This window comes from Candidatus Methanoperedens sp. (genome assembly GCA_027460525.1).
GTDB lineage: Archaea > Halobacteriota > Methanosarcinia > Methanosarcinales > Methanoperedenaceae > Methanoperedens.
In genome coordinates this window covers 19,708-35,395 of the sequence record JAPZAS010000031.1, presented here as the reverse complement: position 1 = coordinate 35,395, position 15,688 = coordinate 19,708, and the positions used below count along the sequence as shown (strand labels likewise).

The following is a 15,688-nucleotide window of genomic DNA, read 5'->3' as shown; positions in this document are numbered from 1 at the left end:
TATGCGACGTGGACTTTATCTTGGAAGGTTTCAGCCCTATCACTTAGGGCACCACCAGGTTTTAAAACAGATTGCAAAGGAAGTAGATGAAATCATCATCGGCATAGGAAGCGCCCAGAAAAGCCATGAAATAGAGAACCCCTTCACAGCAGGCGAACGCGTGCTCATGGTCTCAAGCGCGCTTCTCGAATTCGGTATAAAGCATTACGTGATTCCTATCGAGGATATACAGCGCAACTCACTGTGGGTATCGCATGTGAAGTCCATGGTTCCGCCTTTCGAGATAGCCTATACCAATAATCCATTGGTGATTGAACTGCTAAGCGAAGCCGGAATCGAGGTCAAGCAGTCACCGCTGTTTAAAAGGAATAACTACTCTGGCACCGAAATAAGAAGGAGGATGCTTAAAGGTGAAAAATGGGAGCACTCAGTGCCCCAGAAGGTTGTTGAAATCATAAAAGAAATTGACGGCGTAAAAAGGCTGAAAACCGTGGCGAAGTCGGACCAGGACTGATTCTAATACTTTTCAGCAGATTCTCCTATTTTTACAAGAGTCTCTGCTGCTCTCTTTCTAACCTCCATGTCCTCACTTTTCAGAGCTGCAATGAGTGGTCTGACCACAGATTCTCCGATTCTCACAAGAGCTTCGGCTGCCTCCTCTCGAACATGCTCGTCCCTGTCCTTTAAAGTCTGAATAAGGGTTTCCACAGCAGGTTCTCCTATATTAACAAGAATCTCTGTTGCTGCTTCTCGAACATGCTCGCCTCCCTCCTTCATTGTTTGGATGAGATATTCTACCGCAGGTTCTCCTATTTTTCCAAGAGCTCCTGCTGCTCTCCATCTGACATCCAGGTCTTCATCCTTCAAAGCTTGAACGAGAAGTCCTGCAGCAGGTTCTCCGATATTCGCAAGTGCATCTGCGGCATCATCCCGGATATCAGGAAAAACATCTTTCATAGCCAGAATGAGCGGTTCGACTGCCCTGTTATCTCCTATCTCCCCAAGGGCTTCTGCTGCTCTCTTGCGAACATCTAAATCCTTATCATTCAAGGCTATAATGAGTGGTTTTATTGCCCTTTTATCTCCTATCTTTCCAAGAGTCTCTGCTGCTCTCTTCCGAACATTATCATTTCTATCTTGCAATGCCAGGATAAGAGTTCCAACCGCCCTTTTATCTTCTATTTTTACAAGTGCATCTCCGGCTTCCTCCCGGACATACTCGTTTTCATCTTTCAATGCCTGAATGAGAGGTTCTACCGCTTCCACGTCACCTATTTTTCCAAGAGCTTTCGCCGCTTCTTCCCGGATATACTCGTTTCCATCCTTCAATGCCTGAATGAGGGGTTCTACCGCTTTTTTATCTCCTGCTTTCCCAAGAGCTTTTGCCGCCTCTTCCCGGACATACTCGTTTTCATCTTTCAATGCCTGAATGAGAGGTTCTACCGCCCTTCTATCCCCTATCTTTCCAAGAGCTTCTATCGCTCTCCACCGAACATACTCGTTTTCATCTTCCAATGAATTAATAAGAGACGTTATTGCCCTTCTATCCCCTATTTCTCCAAGAGCTTCGACTGCTCTCTTTCGAACTTCCCAGTTTTCATCATTTAAAGCCTGATTAAGAGCTTCTATAACGCTTTTATCTCCTATTTTTCTAAGAGCTTCTACAGCTTTCTTTCGAATGTACTTATCTTTTTTATGATTCAATACATCTTTCAATGCCTTAACATCCCTTTTCATTTCCATTTTTTCTACGTCAGGCTTGAAAAAATCAAGTATTCCCATATTGCATCTCCCACCAGATGTCTGTTTTATTCCTCGCTTCCAGCAAGCATCGGTGCCACCTAAGAATGCTGTCTTATGAATCCAATTTCGTTCCTCAATCACATTGGAATATATATTTGTGTTGCTTTAGAAATTCTAAAGAATTTTTATCAAACTCGGAATCCAAAAAATCCATATTTCTCTCACAACGCTAGCTCTCTTCCAGCATCAGCGCTTCATGGAGAGTGAATTTCCCAACATACAGCGCCGCCCCGACCACCACCCCGCTTGCGCCTGTTTTTTTGATTGCTTCGATATCCGAAAGCATGGTGATGCCGCCTGAGGCTATTACAGGTATATTGAGCGCCTGCACCAGTTCTTTTGTCGGCTCAGGATTTATCCCTGACAGAAGCCCTTCGGTGTTGATGTCGGTGAAAAGGATGCTTCCTGCTCCGAGTTTCTCAAACTTCCTTCCAAGCTCCACAGCGGTGAAAGCCGAGCGCTTTGCCCAGCCGTGTGTGGTTACCCTGCCGTTTTTTGAATCAAGCGCTACCATGATGCGCTCGCTTCCAAATTCCTTGACAAGCCCTTCAACGAAGGAAGGATTGTTAACAGCAGCAGTACCGAGAATTACCCTGTCCACGCCAAGCGCAAGGAGCCCGGATGCATCTTCTTCTGACCTTATTCCCCCCCCAACCTGCGTTTCGACATTGAATTTTTCCACGATGGATTCGATTATGGAACTATTCAAACGTTTCCCCTCGATAGCGCCGTCAAGGTCGATGAGGTGCAGTACACTTGCGCCTTCGCTAATCCAGCGCGCTGCGATTGCAAGCGGGTCGGCGAGTGAGACGCGCTCGGTGCCAGGGATTCCCTGCACCAGGGAGACGCATTTTCTGTTTTTCAGGTCGATGGCAGGGATTATTTTGAACATCTGGGTCACTTCTAAGTTAAGAGAGTTTACTGGCTCTATGATGGTTTATTAAATAATGGTTTCTTTGATTATGTGTCTGCAGCAACACAATCTTTTAAATCGACATATTTATTATATTAGAAGCTATCTTAGGCGAGGAGAATCGAAATGAAGGAACAAGTGGAAGTAAGGACATTAAAGGAAGGAAAGTATGTCTTGGTCGACGAGGAACCCTGTGTTATTAAAAGTATTTCTCATGCGAAAACAGGAAAACACGGCTCTGCAAAAGCAAGAATAGATGCCATCGGCATATTCGACGGCTCCAAACGCTCAATAGTTGCACCTGTAACAGACAAGATATACGTCCCGCTTGTAGAAAGGAAAAACGGGCAGGTATTATCAGTGGCAGGCGATGTTGTGCAGATAATGGATAACGCTGATTATTCCACGCTGGAACTTAAAATACCGGATGAGCTCAAAGATAAAATCGAGGTAGGAAAAGATATTTCTTATCTGATTTCGATGGGAAAAATAAAGATCGATATGCGTATATAGATGCGAAATACAATTTTTGCCGATGCAAACTCCAGTTATAAAAAAGCCAGATATGTAATTTGCGGGGTGCCATTTGACTGCACCTCATGCTTCAGGAAGGGGAGCCGGCTTGCGCCGCAGCAGATGCGTGGCGCCTCATACAATTTTGAGACGTTCAGCAGCTTTTTTGATGTTGACCTCATAGACGTTGAAATCCATGATGCTGGAGATCTTAAAGTAGCTGAGAACATCGACGATACGCTTTCGATGATTTCGGTTCATGCCAATAAGTATGTTAAAGAGGGGAAAATCCCTATAATGCTCGGCGGGGAGCATTCCCTGACGTTTCCTTTTGTGAATGCCTGCAAGAAAAAATATCCCGACCTTGGATTCGTGGTTCTCGATGCACATCTTGATTTAAGGGATGAATACGAAGGTGAACGAAACAGCCATGCTTGTATATCAAGACACATTATCGAAGACGTCACTAAAAAATACGTTTCCTTGGGCATAAGGAGCGGGACACGCGAAGAATACCAGTATGTCAATGATAACAATGTTAAAGTGTTTTCAGCAGAAGAAGTTTTTTCATCGGGTATCGAGAAGATAATTGCTGAAATCCATGATTACATTAAAGGTCCTGTATACTTATCCATAGACATGGATGCCATTGACCCTGCCTATGCCCCTGCGCTCGGGACTCCAGAACCCTATGGGCTGACTCCGCGCGACGTCAGGGCAGTAATTTCATGCCTTGCGCCTTATATAGTGGGCTTTGATATTGTCGAGATTGCGCCTGCTTACGATTCAGGTAATACAGCATTGCTGGGCGCAAAGCTTGTGCGCGATTTTATTGCAGCGAACGCGAAAGCTGGATTGGAACAATAATTAAACACAGATTAATTTTAATGGGATAGCGCGGATTTGAACCGCGGTCTAAGCGTCCCAAACGCTCAAGGATGGACCAGGCTACCCTACTATCCCTCGGGCGACTCAATAATAGCGTGGGAAGATAAAAAGATTGCTCAACTTTCAACCTGTGCAAATGCAAACATAATAATTTATGACAAGCAATGCTAGTGCAGTATGGCGCGTACCTGCTATATTTTTAAGGTTTAAAGTAGTTAGAACATAAAGTGGTAAAATGAAAAGCAAAATGGTTACCATCAATGAAGTTCTTGAGGAGACCGAACATTTAGACGTAGATGACAGGGAGTACCTGCTAAATATTCTTTCCAAAAGATTAGTTGAGTTTAAAAGGGCAAAAATATCAAAAAGGGCAAAAGAAGCTGTCAGGGCATATAAAAAGGGGACAGTAAAGAGCGGTAAATTCAACGATTTGTGGAAAGACCTGAATGATTGAACTCGTTTGGGATGAGACATTTAAGTTTTAATAAGGACAAAGTCACCATTTTTGAGTGAAGCACGAATGTTCACCCCTTATATTCCCCGCTCACCACTTCCTTAATCCTGTCCGCAGTCTTCGGACCAACAAGCTCCACCTTCATTAATTCCTCGCGCGATGCCGTCATCACCCTCTCCACGCTCCCAAAATGCCGCAGCAGGTTCCTCGCCACAGCAGGTCCGATATCGGAAATTGCCGATACAAGATATTCCTGCTGCTCCTTGAGCGTGGATGCTGATTTCTTCCCGTGCATGTTTATATCCCGTTTTGAGTCGAACTGTTCCCTTTTTGCTATTATGCTTACCAATGCAGCAGTATCCTCTTCGTCCTTGCTGAAGATAACAGGAACCCCGAAATCAATGGTGATGGCAGCAAGTACCCCGCGTATTGAATTTGGATGTATCTGCCTCGTGGTATAAAGCCCCTCGCCTTCGATAATTAATAAGGGGCGCTCATATGCGCGCACAAGGTCTGATATCTGGCTGAAGAGATCCCTGCCGTCAAGAAGCGTAGCCAGGAAATCCTCTGAAGTTTTTCTCTCGATGCCCACACGGTCGCTCACCACGTAGTCGCCCACTTCAAGCGTTGTCAATGAAACATCCATTCCCAGTTTTTCAAGGGCATGAGCAACATGGGAGCGAATCTCCCGCTGGTCAACGAAAACCTTTGCAGCGGCTTTGGTGGTTTTTGGCTCCTGCGTTTGCTGCGCAGGGAAATCTGGTAATTTTGTCTGTCCGTTTGTACCATGCGGAACGTCCACTGCCACAGCGACAGGCGTATCTTTTGTAATTGCCGGGGCATCTATTTCAAGATCAAGATTTTTCATGGTTCTTAGCATGGTTTTTTCCTTTCGGTTGCTCGTCCAGTGATAGGCTTCGTCCTTTGACCCTTTTGCCATAAGTATGACGATGCGCCCGGCATGTTTCCTCCCGGTCCTTCCTTTTCTCTGGATGCTCCGGATCTCTGAAGGAACTGGTTCAAAGAAAACAACAAGATCGGTTGCGGGTATATCAAGACCTTCCTCAGCCACCGAGGTAGCCACAAGGGTATTATACTCGCCCCCCTTGAATTTCGCAATTATCTCAACCTGCTGTTTCTGGGTCAAGCCCGTGTCCTTATACTTACTCGCCTGTCCCACAAACCTCACCGGTTTTATGCCGGGAACTTCCTTGAGCGAGTTAGCCACAAGTTCTGCCGTATCCCTGTAGTTGGTGAAAACTATGACCCGTGATTGCGGGTTCTCAAGAACCTGCTTCCCCACGAGTTCTTTTATTGCATTCAGTTTTGGATTGTTGCCGTCGCATCCTGCAAGATGATACACTGCCTGGCGCATGCTCATATCCTCCATCAGGCGCTTTGCAGCCTTGCTCCCGCTTTTTGATCTCGCCTCGTTCTCAAGTTTCTCGAAATATCTGGATAATGCAGATGCCCCCTGGGTTTCCGAAAGCTCGATGGCATGGCTGACTTTGAATATCTCGGCAAGGAGCGATATGCCCTGATAGATCTTCTGGTCAGGGAATGAACGCAGCTGCGACTGCAGTTTCGCCTGCAGCTCAAGCATTTCCCTCTTTGAAAGTCTTTTCTGGTATGGGGATATGAAACCGAGCTGGCAAAGTTTATTTAACCTGTCTGAAAGGACTTTATCCATCAACTGTTTTAACCCTTTTATCTCGACAGGGATAGTAACATACCTCCACTCGATATCCTTATCGAAAATGTAAGGTCTGACATCAGGGTCAGAGTCAATCCTCATCTCCACATTGCTGATATGCAGGTTTGTGCATACCTCCTGTATCTTATCAGGGTCGCTGCCCGGGCTTGCTGTAATTCCCAGCACAAGCGGCTCCTTCTGTAAGGCGTACTTCTCTGCGATATACACATAGGAGTAATTTCCAGTTGCCCTGTGCGCCTCGTCAAAAATTATACACGAAACATTATCAAGGTTAATTTTTTTCCCCAGGAGGTCGTTCTCTATAACCTGAGGCGTGGAGACCACGAGCTGTGCTTTTTCCCACATATTAGTTCTTTTCCCTGGAGGGGTATTGCCCGTGAACAGCACCACATTTTCAGGCGGGATATTAAGCGCCTCCTTGAAAAAAGCGGCATGCTGTTCGACAAGCGGCTTCGTTGGCGAGAGAAGGAGAACCTTTCCTTTCGGGAGGCGTGAAACCATCACAAGAAGCGCAACGATGGTTTTCCCAAGACCTGTTGGAAGAACCACAATGGTAGATTTCCGAATGGCTTCCCCGGCAAGGGAAAGCTGGTATAATCTCTGCTCGATTGTATCTGGTTTTATGAGAGGATGATTAATGTATTCCACATCATTCATTCTTAATTGAGAGCATTAATCCATTGTTTCGCCGGTATCTTTCGAGCGAAGTTCGGATAAAGAATATGCCACATTTCTTAATCTCAGTCTTTCTTCAGCCGTTGGTTCGTCGCCTTTCTTGATGGCTTTTATCCTTTCGGTGTCTATACCTGAATATTTACCGACCTGTTCATATGTAAGCTTATGTTTGTGAAGTAATTCAATCAGATAGCGTTTTGTTGCTGGTAATACCATAATTGTCACCGTTCTTTAATGCGTATACTTTAATACATAAAACGGGTATATCAAGGTATCTTAGGATGATATAAAATGGCTGATGATGATATTGATGTGGTACAAACTACTGAAACAGAAATAGGCGGAATCAGAAAAAGATTAAAGAAAATCAAAAGGAAATGCACAGTCGTACGTGTCGCACAGGCTAAAGCATGGAGAAATGTGGTTGTGCAGGATCCCAAAACAAATAAGAAATACTTTTTCGGCAAGGTTATCAATCCGCCTCCTGAGATTAATACAGGCGATGAATTGTATATCGGTTATGAAGACCTGCCTTATGAACTCCCGGGCATACAGCAGAAGATAATCCTCATGACCCTGGACGGTCTTCAGCTTGACTGGACTATGGTCTAAGATTCCACGATAATACTACCATTCAGGTTTTTATTTTCTTTAAGATAGAAATTATAAGTCCCTGATTTCAAGAATATATAGTTTGTGCGTTTGCCATTATTCAAGAATCTATCCTCAAAAAGACCATCAGAACTGACAAGAGTGAGAGCATCTGACCCTTCATTTGTCCAGATGACATTATCCCCGGTTTTGATATTCAGGGTGCTGTCGATAAGACTGAAAAAGCCCCTGTATCGATCAAGTTTTATCCCTACTATTACACCCGTTGGGGTAACTTCTGGAACAGGAGTACCTGTCGGCTGTGCAGGGGTTTGTGTAACTGTCGGTGTTGCAGCTGGCGTTGTGACACTTGTCTGCTTTTGTGAAGCTGGATAAAGGTAAAAAGCCCACACAATTCCACCTAGCACAAGTATTGCCAGAGCTATGGTTATGATTTTATTGATATTAGCCGAAGGCAAAGGCTTTGGCTGCGCTGTTGGAGGCGCGGCTTTCGGGGGTGCAGCTTTTGGCGGTGCAGGCGGTTTTACTTCCTTTTTTTTCGTCTCCTGAACTTGGGGCTTTGATACTATATCACCGGCACCTGTCAAATCCTTGCTCCAGTGGCATTTCGGGCACTCCTGGGAAATCGGATAATCAATACTGCCATACCCCAACTCTTTTTTAATGGTCCTGGTTATTAAAGTCTCACCGCATTTCGGGCATTTATCTTGCATTTCGACACCATCCTAAAAACCCTTCTTAGCCCTATATAAACATATCGAATAATTTAGTCCAATCTTAGAGAGAAGTTTCAGGCCCTGAAACTTTCCCATCTTTTAAGATTTCCCTTGCAATATAGGCGCTCCCTGCCGCATTTGCAACCAGTCCGGCTATTATAATTGCATTTTTGTATTGAGTGAGAAATGATGAAGCTGCAAGAATGAAACCCAAGGCAGGCAATAAATCACTCACATGATGAAGGCAGCATAATACCATCGTTGCCGATGAGGTAAAAGACCTTATATTGCGCTGTATTCTCATCGACCTGCATTCCACAAACAGGGTCTATCTGCATATTTATCTTCTCCTTTAAAGTTTATTCAGCTACAGGTGCTTTTTTGCGTTGATTTTTTAATGGATATATCAATATATGTACTTTACTGTAGATGTAAAGTAGATACATGGCCCAGCGGAGTACAGATTTAGTTTCTAAGGAAAAAATATAGTCCCGGGCGGATTCGAACCACCGTCTCCGGCTCCAAAGGCCAGAAGGATTGACCACTACCCTACGGGACTGGGTTTTAAATTGCAACTAAACTACTTATTCTTTATGTTTGTTACAAATATGCCCTTCCGAGCCTGTCCTTATGTTCAATGTATTTCCTACGAAAAGCCGGGTCGCCCATCATCCTGTTAACCTGCTGCTTAAGTTTTTGCTCAAGCTCCGCCTGCCTGCTCGAAAGATGCTCCCTGCACAGGAGGCTGGATGAATCAGAAGAATATGTCTGTATTCCTGCCATTATAATCGATATCTTCCTATCCCTGGGCGTCACCGTTCCGAAGGGCACAGGAGAACCGTTTTTCATTATTTTCGTAAGCTCATCATCACAACTCGATACTTTCATGCCCACAGCAACAAATTCGCCAGGCTTGACCTCTTCGGATTTAATCTGCCACAGGTTATTATCGCCTGCTATAAAAGTATCATGGTATCCGCGGTTCATGCCGTGGAGAACACGCCACCCGGATTTTTCTTTACTTTTATCGTATAATTCCTTCAGATTCCCAATCAGGGTTCCGATGCTTTTTATTGCCATTATGCGAACATTCCTTTCGGCGGCTCTGACTTCTTCCCGAACACTTCAGCAAGTGCTGACTCAAAATGGGTTTTTGTTACTTTGCTGCCTGAAAGTATGGCTTTATGGAGTGCATTCTTAAGTAATTTTTCAACAAGGTCGCGTCCTGAGAAGCCATGCGTCAGCTTCGCTATCGCTTGGAGGTTCACATCTTTTCCAAGTTTCTTTGGGAATGTAGTCGTGTAAAGTTCCAATAGCTCAAACCGCTCCTTTACATTGGGGAGGGTGAACTCGATCTCCTCTTCAAAGCGGCTTCGTATGGCGGAATCAAGGGTATGGATCATGTTCGTGGCTGCAATGGTGCATATCCCGTCTCGCTCTTCTATTCCATCCATCTCTGTGAGCAGTGCATTCACAATCTCAGCCACATCGCCGCGTATTTCCTGATAGCTCCGGTTCAGGGCAATGGCATCGAATTCATCGATAAAGATTATGCACGGCGAAAGCTCTTCCGCCTTTTCGTAGAGCTGGTGTATCTGACGAGCCCCGTCACCCACGAATTCTCCTATCATCTTGGTGGCTCTTACAGGCAGGAAAGGAACATCGGTTGCATTTGCCAGCGCCTTTGCCATCATGGTTTTTCCTGTCCCTGCGGGTCCATGGAATAATATATTTCTGGGCATCCAGTTTCCGAATTTCTCAGGTTTTTTTAGGAAACGCTCGATAAGCCTGCATTTCTGTTTGGCTTTTTCCTGCCCTATGATATCTTTAAAGGTGACTGTACGTTTAATCTCGGGAACAAAAAAATCCGAATCATAATCTAAGACCACAAATCTTGTATTTTTGCCTATCTCAGAGTTCTCAGGTTCAATATCTATAACCTTGAAAGCAAAATCTGGAAACATTCTGCGATCAAAAAGGTAGTCTCCCTTCTTTACTATAAAACCGTTCCACTGCTCCCTTGCATAGAACTCAAAGACATCCAGTTCCGAAGGTTCGGGATATTCATGGAAAATTCCTTTCAGAGGGTAACCTGCCGGCTTCACTGTTACCGTTTTTGCACCGCAGCCTTTGGATACAGATTTATATTTGCTGCTCTTTTTATTGTTTACCCGCTGTTTTGTTCGCATAAAATCAGTAATTGTCGGGCATCTATTAAATCTTATTCTTTAGAAATTCTTTTATTCCAAGCCCTGTGTTTTGCAGGAGTTTGAAGGCAAGTTCCTGTGAAGGCCATGAACCAAGTCCGCAGTCTGGACCTGCATATTTTATCCTTTCGCCAAATAATCCATACGCTTTTTCCAGCCGCTTTTTTATGGTCTGCGGGGTTTCCATTTGGGTTGTTATTTCATCAAGCTTTGAAGGCTCTTTCCATACGTTCGTGCCGTATTTCTCATTCAGTGCCGCTGCCATTCCGAAAATGTCAGTGCGTGCCACACCCATCCTGAGGAATTTATCATGCTCTTCGAGGTCCTTTTTATCTATAAGGTCAAGATACGACGGGCTTGCGGCAGATTCGACGCCTATTATACCTATCGAAGGCACCCTGCATACAAGTTTATAATGGAGTGGGGAGTGCAGGTGGATTTCAGTATCTATTTTATGTGATGCCGATGTTTTTGCAGCTTTTTCCAGGGCTTCTATAATATCGATATCATTGAACATAATCTGCGGATTTATCCCTATGCTGGGTTCATCGATAGAGACCGTGGATATATTGAGGTGTTTTGCACTGTCGATGGAATTGCTGATGAACCGGTCGATGCTGGTTGCAAATGCGTTCAACACATCCTTATATGCTGTCGCCCCGAACTGTTTCAAATACAGTTCCACGGGTCCTGTGACGCATACCCTCACATTTAATTTCCTGCCGTTTTTTTTGTAATATTCCTCTCCGACCTCTTCAATAGCCTCAAGCTCCATTATCCTTGCCCTTTCCGTGCGGACTATAAGAGGCTCTTCTGATGCGGATTCGTCGTTGATTATCCCCAGAAACTGCTGGTTCATGTCCTGGAACTGGGGATATGTGGGCACTTCCACTCCGGCAGTTATTTTTTGCTGCATTGCATCTTTTAGAATGCTGATTAACTCAGGGTCACGGTTTTTTACAGCCTGAGCTACCCATTCTTTATTTGTTCCTGCCGGCAGGGGATAGCTTCCGATATCATCGAAGAGTATCATTGGCTATTGATTGTACTTTGCGGTTTTATAGTTATTGAAGCCTTTATAAGCGATACAGTTAAGCTTTGTAGTTAAAATGTGTAATATATGGAAAAGTGGAAATGTACTCTCTGCGAATATGTATACGACCCTGCTGTTGGAGATCCAGACAACGGGGTTGCGCCCGGAACTGCTTTTGAAGACATTCCTGATGAATGGGTTTGCCCCTGGTGCGGCGCGCCCAAAGGCGCATTCAAAAAGCTTGGGTGAATCCCGGTTTTTTCCGTTGCATCACAGGAACGTTCAAATTTTTGTTTAACGTTTATGTAGTGCCTATCTATTTTGCTCTATACGAAACCTCTGCCGCATCTTATCCACGTATCTGCGGTTCATATTTGTTTGCTTGGACTTACAAAAGTAAAAAATATAAATAGTATGAATACCAGATAATGCATTATGAAAGCGGTTTTCAGAATCATTGGCTCCATGGAAGACCTCAAAGATATTGAGGGAAACGAAGAAAATGTGCATTTTTGCTTCAGGCCATCTGAAAAAAATATTTTTGAACTGGTGACAAAAAACCCGAAACTGAAGAGAATACAGTTACCCTCTTCGTATCACAAAACCATTTCAAATACAACGAAAACACTTTTAAAAATGAAAAATATAAAACTCATGACAGGGGATATATGGGGTCACAGAACCGATATTGACAGGTTTGCAGAAATTGAAATTTAAATCCTTTTAGTTCATCTCCTGGTGCCTGCTATTACAGCGAGTTGCTCGAACATGAATCTTTCCTGGAGCTTATCTTCCACTTCATAATTCAGGGACTTCATCTTCGACTTCACCTCTCCGATTCCGGTCAATGACGACACTACCATCAAAACTCGCCCATTTTCAACAAGGTGAGGCAGTGCATCCTCAAGAAACCGGTATATTATTTCCCTGCCATCGTATCCCCCGTCCAGAGCAATGTCAATCCAGTCCTTTCTTGTCCCTTCACGACCTGGAAGATACGGCGGATTGAATATTATCATATCAAATTTTCCTTTGATGCAACTTAGCAGATCCCCCCTTATTGCTTCAACTCCATTTTGTTTTGTGCAGGCTGCAGCGAATGGGTTTATGTCAATCCCAGCTATTCTTGCTTTTGTATTGGCTTTTATGACAGCAGATATTATCCCGCTCCCGCACCCCAGTTCTAAAATCCTCTCCTTGTCTTTTATCTCGGATAATGCAACCTCTGCAAGCAGGAAGGAATCCTCTGAAGGTTCGTAAACTAACGGTGTGGTTTTGATAACAGTATTTTTATAGCGAAATTCCATTTTGCAGTACTCAGGATTGTGGGTTTAACTTGATAATATTTACCTTTTATGAAAAGCCGGGTGAAATAACATCTGCTACAAGGCATCCACACCCACCGAAAGTTTTATTGTGCGACAAATCTATTATATAAAGTGGTGATAGGAATGGGAATATATGAAGATACGCTTAACGATATAGAGAAGACATTGGGAACAGTACCTAGCTTAATGAAGTTTTTTCCCAAGGAAAAACTTGTCCATGACTGGCCTTCATGGAAGAGCCATGAGGAGATAGAGCTGGAGAGTGTCGTGAAGTTCTGTATTCAGTGCCGTGAGGCTACTTCGTGGAGGAACCTCGGGGAGATAGACTTGGAGAGAGCAAGATACTTGCTAAGCACAGATGAAATGGTAGAAAAAATGTTGAGCGAAACGCAAGGTAATGTTGTACCCACGCCCATAAAATCCAGTGGCGGCTCTGAGGCAGCGCAAGAAGAGAGCGCCTAATGTTGTACTCGCACCAGTGAAACATTTAAAATTGAAATCCGAAGGCGTTTGAGTCAATGTTATTGCTTTTGAATTGCTGACACATATTACTTTAATTCAGGTATGGGCTATGGATTAAGAAATTGTTTGGCTACAAATTGAATCTTTAAAAGGTCATTCCAAAAATATCTAATCTAATTATGCCAAGCAGAATTGACATTAAATTCAAACGGTTTTGATGATTAGAAAAGCGAAATTTTTATGGCAATTATTTCCTCATCCAATCCTTTTTCAGAATGAATATGCTAAAAACAGCCTTTTTACGTAGATTAAATATTATTGACGTAATAGAGATATTTGGTGATTCTGAATGAATACAATAAAACAAAAAAATGATTGAAGGATAGAATGATAAAAGCTGTGTGAAATTAGCATTATTATTATAATCATGATAAGTTATATATATGGCCAAAGCCTACATAACATTTACCAAAAAAATTAGGGTGCTAAAAAACGTATCTCATGGGGCACTGTAGGAGGAATAATAACATGGAAATCTATACAATAGTCAAAAAAAGTCAAACAACTGTAAACAAAGGGGTGAATTAGATGGCATTTAAAGAAATAAGCGAATCCAATATGCTTGACGATTTCGTCCAGGAAATTGATCTTGAAGGGTCATTTGCTGACATCGCGGTTGATGTGGGAAATGGAGAGTATATCAATTCCAATGTCAACCTTGATGAGTTATATGAAGATACGCTTGAATGTATAGAGAATATCCAAAAATGGTCTTCATGGAAGGGTCTTGCGGAGATAGACATGGAGAGAGCAAGATACCTGCTGAGTGCAGACGATATGTTAGAGGAAATGCTGGGCAAAACCTGAGGATAAGATATTCCTAAATTTAATGATTAATAATTAAATATAATCATTAATATAGAAAGAAAATCTTATATATGAGTATGACTATGCAGGTATTGCCTAGGGAGTTGATGACATATGGATATATTTGATGTATTGGCAGCAATTTCAAAAAGAAAAATGGCATTCATGCATACAGGTGTGAACGAAAATGAAGCCTTAATCAAGGCTGAATTTGATGTATCTAAAGATTATCACATATCGCTGCATGATATCAAAAAGTTGGTGGGTTGAAATTCAATCATACTGAACTGGCTAGCCTATATACTGTATATAGATAACGTTTATGCTCTCAGTGTTGAAATCCAATCATACTGAACTGGTTAGATAAAATAATAAAAAAACTAAATAGGAGTGAATAAATATGGTTAAAAAAACTGAAGAAAGAAAAACTGAAGAGAGAAAAGTTGTGAATGAAGAAAAGAAAGATGTTTTCAAGATATGGGCTGACAGCCACATAGGCATTTCAAAATTGTGGGAGGATTCCTACTTAAAGCTGTACAAGCCGTGGCTTGAATCCACAGGAGAACTGTTTGAGAAAGCGGCTCTTCTCCCAAAGGATGCTACACCAAAGCAATATAAGGAATTTTATGACGAATGGGTGAAAACATACCAGAATACCTTTGGTGATTTTTATCCCATCCCGACAGTGAAATCCAATAAAGAGACTCTTGAGAAACTCTTGCTCAGCGCAGAGGAATCGAATAATCTCTACAGGTCATGGATTGCCAGGTTAGAGGAGAATTCCCAGAAGACAAGAGAGGTACTCGAAGGCGAACAGGATCCTGCAAAATATAAAGAAGTCTATGATCTGTGGATAAAGTCGTACGGAAAAATATTCGATGAGCTTCTTGAACTGCCAGCCCGGGAAAATATAAAAGAGGCATTTGAAAATTACACAGGCGTACCCGATTTCTACTCAGAGACCTTTTTGCGGATATCAAAATTATGGAAGAATTCGTATGCTAAGCTCTACGAGCCGTGGATGGCATCCATATCGAAGCTATCCGAGAAAGCAGCAGAAATCTCCAAAGGAGGCGCAAGTCCCGAAGCTTATAAGGAATTTTATACCCTGTGGCTGGATACGTATAATGAAACCTACGGCAAGTTGTTTGATTTCCAATCGCAGCCTTCAAAGGATGTGTTTGAGAGTTTCGCACAGAGCGCAAATATTTATCTGAACCTTTACAAGTCCTGGATAGCAGCACTTGAAAAACTGTCAGAAAAGGCTGAGGAGCTATCAAAACGAACCAATGATCCTGAGGCTTCAAAAGAATTTTATAACCTATGGGTAAAGACGTATGAAAAGGCTTTTGACAGCTTCTTTGAGGACACTCCTGCGGTCGGACCGATGAAAGAGATTCTGGAGCCTGTAAAGAATGCGGCTAAGATATATGCAGACACATTTACCAAGTTCTCCAAGCTGTGGGTGAATTCGTTTTCCAGCGCTACAAGCCGGGTTTGAAC

At 43.1% G+C, this 15,688-nt stretch carries 21 protein-coding genes and 2 tRNA genes; 11 read left to right on the top strand and 12 right to left on the bottom strand.

The features are described from left to right. Position 1 precedes the first annotated feature (1 nt). Positions 2–514, top strand: a complete 513-nt coding sequence (locus O8C68_10805; GenBank protein MCZ7396282.1) for a nicotinamide-nucleotide adenylyltransferase — start codon at positions 2–4, stop codon at positions 512–514. A gap of 2 nt (positions 515–516) precedes the next feature. Here the strand turns inward: O8C68_10805 and O8C68_10800 are convergent, their stop codons facing one another. Further along, positions 517–1,782: a HEAT repeat domain-containing protein gene (locus tag O8C68_10800; GenBank protein ID MCZ7396281.1), complete on the bottom strand. Its 1,266-nt coding sequence runs from the start codon at positions 1,780–1,782 to the stop codon at positions 517–519. Between the two features lie 190 nt (positions 1,783–1,972). Next, a complete protein-coding gene (gene hisA / locus O8C68_10795) occupies positions 1,973–2,695 on the bottom strand; it encodes a 1-(5-phosphoribosyl)-5-[(5-phosphoribosylamino)methylideneamino]imidazole-4-carboxamide isomerase (protein ID MCZ7396280.1) in 723 nt (240 codons plus the stop codon). 147 nt (positions 2,696–2,842) lie between these two features. Here hisA and O8C68_10790 point away from each other — a divergent pair, with 147 nt between their 5' ends. Both O8C68_10790 and speB read left to right on the top strand, forming a co-directional pair. Continuing rightward, positions 2,843–3,229, top strand: coding sequence for a translation initiation factor IF-5A (locus tag O8C68_10790; GenBank protein MCZ7396279.1), 387 nt, complete (start codon positions 2,843–2,845; stop codon positions 3,227–3,229). Beyond that, positions 3,230–4,096 (top strand): agmatinase, encoded by an 867-nt coding sequence (speB, locus tag O8C68_10785; protein ID MCZ7396278.1) that lies wholly within the window; start codon positions 3,230–3,232, stop codon positions 4,094–4,096. It begins immediately after the preceding gene. A 21-nt stretch (positions 4,097–4,117) separates the two neighbouring features. On the opposite strand, the gene O8C68_10780 is transcribed toward speB, so the two are convergent. Beyond that, a tRNA-Pro gene (locus tag O8C68_10780) sits at positions 4,118–4,192 on the bottom strand. A gap of 160 nt (positions 4,193–4,352) precedes the next feature. On the opposite strand from O8C68_10780, the gene O8C68_10775 reads away from it, so the two are divergent. Then, on the top strand, positions 4,353–4,571 hold the full coding sequence (locus tag O8C68_10775; protein ID MCZ7396277.1) for a hypothetical protein: 219 nt from the start codon (positions 4,353–4,355) through the stop codon (positions 4,569–4,571). Between the two features lie 70 nt (positions 4,572–4,641). On the opposite strand, the gene O8C68_10770 is transcribed toward O8C68_10775, so the two are convergent. Next, positions 4,642–6,942, bottom strand: coding sequence for a DEAD/DEAH box helicase (locus O8C68_10770; protein MCZ7396276.1), 2,301 nt, complete (start codon positions 6,940–6,942; stop codon positions 4,642–4,644). Positions 6,943–6,957: 15 nt separating this feature from the next. Beyond that, positions 6,958–7,176, bottom strand: a complete 219-nt coding sequence (locus O8C68_10765; GenBank protein ID MCZ7396275.1) for a hypothetical protein — start codon at positions 7,174–7,176, stop codon at positions 6,958–6,960. A 75-nt stretch (positions 7,177–7,251) separates the two neighbouring features. Between O8C68_10765 and O8C68_10760 the strand changes: the two genes are divergently transcribed. After that, positions 7,252–7,572, top strand: coding sequence for a hypothetical protein (locus O8C68_10760; GenBank protein ID MCZ7396274.1), 321 nt, complete (start codon positions 7,252–7,254; stop codon positions 7,570–7,572). Here the strand turns inward: O8C68_10760 and O8C68_10755 are convergent. From O8C68_10755 to O8C68_10730, 6 genes are all read right to left on the bottom strand, one after another. Further along, a complete protein-coding gene (locus O8C68_10755; protein MCZ7396273.1) occupies positions 7,569–8,285 on the bottom strand; it encodes a hypothetical protein in 717 nt (238 codons plus the stop codon). The genes O8C68_10760 and O8C68_10755 overlap by 4 nt on opposite strands. A 64-nt stretch (positions 8,286–8,349) precedes the next feature. Beyond that, positions 8,350–8,592 carry a hypothetical protein gene (locus O8C68_10750; protein ID MCZ7396272.1) on the bottom strand — a complete coding sequence of 81 codons (243 nt, stop codon included), beginning with the start codon at positions 8,590–8,592 and terminating at the stop codon, positions 8,350–8,352. Positions 8,593–8,774: 182 nt separating this feature from the next. Further along, a tRNA-Gln gene (locus O8C68_10745) sits at positions 8,775–8,847 on the bottom strand. 41 nt (positions 8,848–8,888) lie between these two features. After that, a complete protein-coding gene (locus O8C68_10740) occupies positions 8,889–9,368 on the bottom strand; it encodes a hypothetical protein (GenBank protein MCZ7396271.1) in 480 nt (159 codons plus the stop codon). Beyond that, positions 9,368–10,477, bottom strand: a complete 1,110-nt coding sequence (locus tag O8C68_10735) for an AAA family ATPase (GenBank protein MCZ7396270.1) — start codon at positions 10,475–10,477, stop codon at positions 9,368–9,370. Before O8C68_10735 ends, O8C68_10740 begins: the two co-directional genes overlap by 1 nt. Before the next feature lie 25 nt (positions 10,478–10,502). Beyond that, positions 10,503–11,528, bottom strand: a complete 1,026-nt coding sequence (locus O8C68_10730) for a methionine synthase (protein ID MCZ7396269.1) — start codon at positions 11,526–11,528, stop codon at positions 10,503–10,505. A gap of 87 nt (positions 11,529–11,615) precedes the next feature. Here O8C68_10730 and O8C68_10725 point away from each other — a divergent pair, with 87 nt between their 5' ends. After that, the gene (locus tag O8C68_10725; protein MCZ7396268.1) at positions 11,616–11,777 is read left to right on the top strand and encodes a rubredoxin; all 162 of its coding nucleotides are present in this window, start codon (positions 11,616–11,618) and stop codon (positions 11,775–11,777) included. Between the two features lie 186 nt (positions 11,778–11,963). Then, a complete protein-coding gene (locus O8C68_10720; protein MCZ7396267.1) occupies positions 11,964–12,245 on the top strand; it encodes a DUF1699 family protein in 282 nt (93 codons plus the stop codon). Between the two features lie 11 nt (positions 12,246–12,256). Here O8C68_10720 and O8C68_10715 read toward each other — a convergent pair whose 3' ends face one another. Further along, on the bottom strand, positions 12,257–12,835 hold the full coding sequence (locus O8C68_10715) for a class I SAM-dependent methyltransferase (GenBank protein ID MCZ7396266.1): 579 nt from the start codon (positions 12,833–12,835) through the stop codon (positions 12,257–12,259). 135 nt (positions 12,836–12,970) lie between these two features. Here O8C68_10715 and O8C68_10710 point away from each other — a divergent pair, with 135 nt between their 5' ends. From O8C68_10710 to O8C68_10695, 4 genes are all read left to right on the top strand, one after another. Further along, entirely contained in the window at positions 12,971–13,318 is a 348-nt protein-coding gene (locus O8C68_10710; protein ID MCZ7396265.1) for a hypothetical protein, read from the top strand. A gap of 588 nt (positions 13,319–13,906) precedes the next feature. Continuing rightward, complete coding sequence (locus O8C68_10705; GenBank protein MCZ7396264.1) at positions 13,907–14,185, top strand: hypothetical protein; 279 nt, start codon at positions 13,907–13,909, stop codon at positions 14,183–14,185. A gap of 114 nt (positions 14,186–14,299) precedes the next feature. Then, positions 14,300–14,455 (top strand): hypothetical protein, encoded by a 156-nt coding sequence (locus O8C68_10700; protein MCZ7396263.1) that lies wholly within the window; start codon positions 14,300–14,302, stop codon positions 14,453–14,455. Positions 14,456–14,585: 130 nt separating this feature from the next. Then, a complete protein-coding gene (locus O8C68_10695) occupies positions 14,586–15,686 on the top strand; it encodes a hypothetical protein (GenBank protein ID MCZ7396262.1) in 1,101 nt (366 codons plus the stop codon). Positions 15,687–15,688 lie beyond the last annotated feature (2 nt).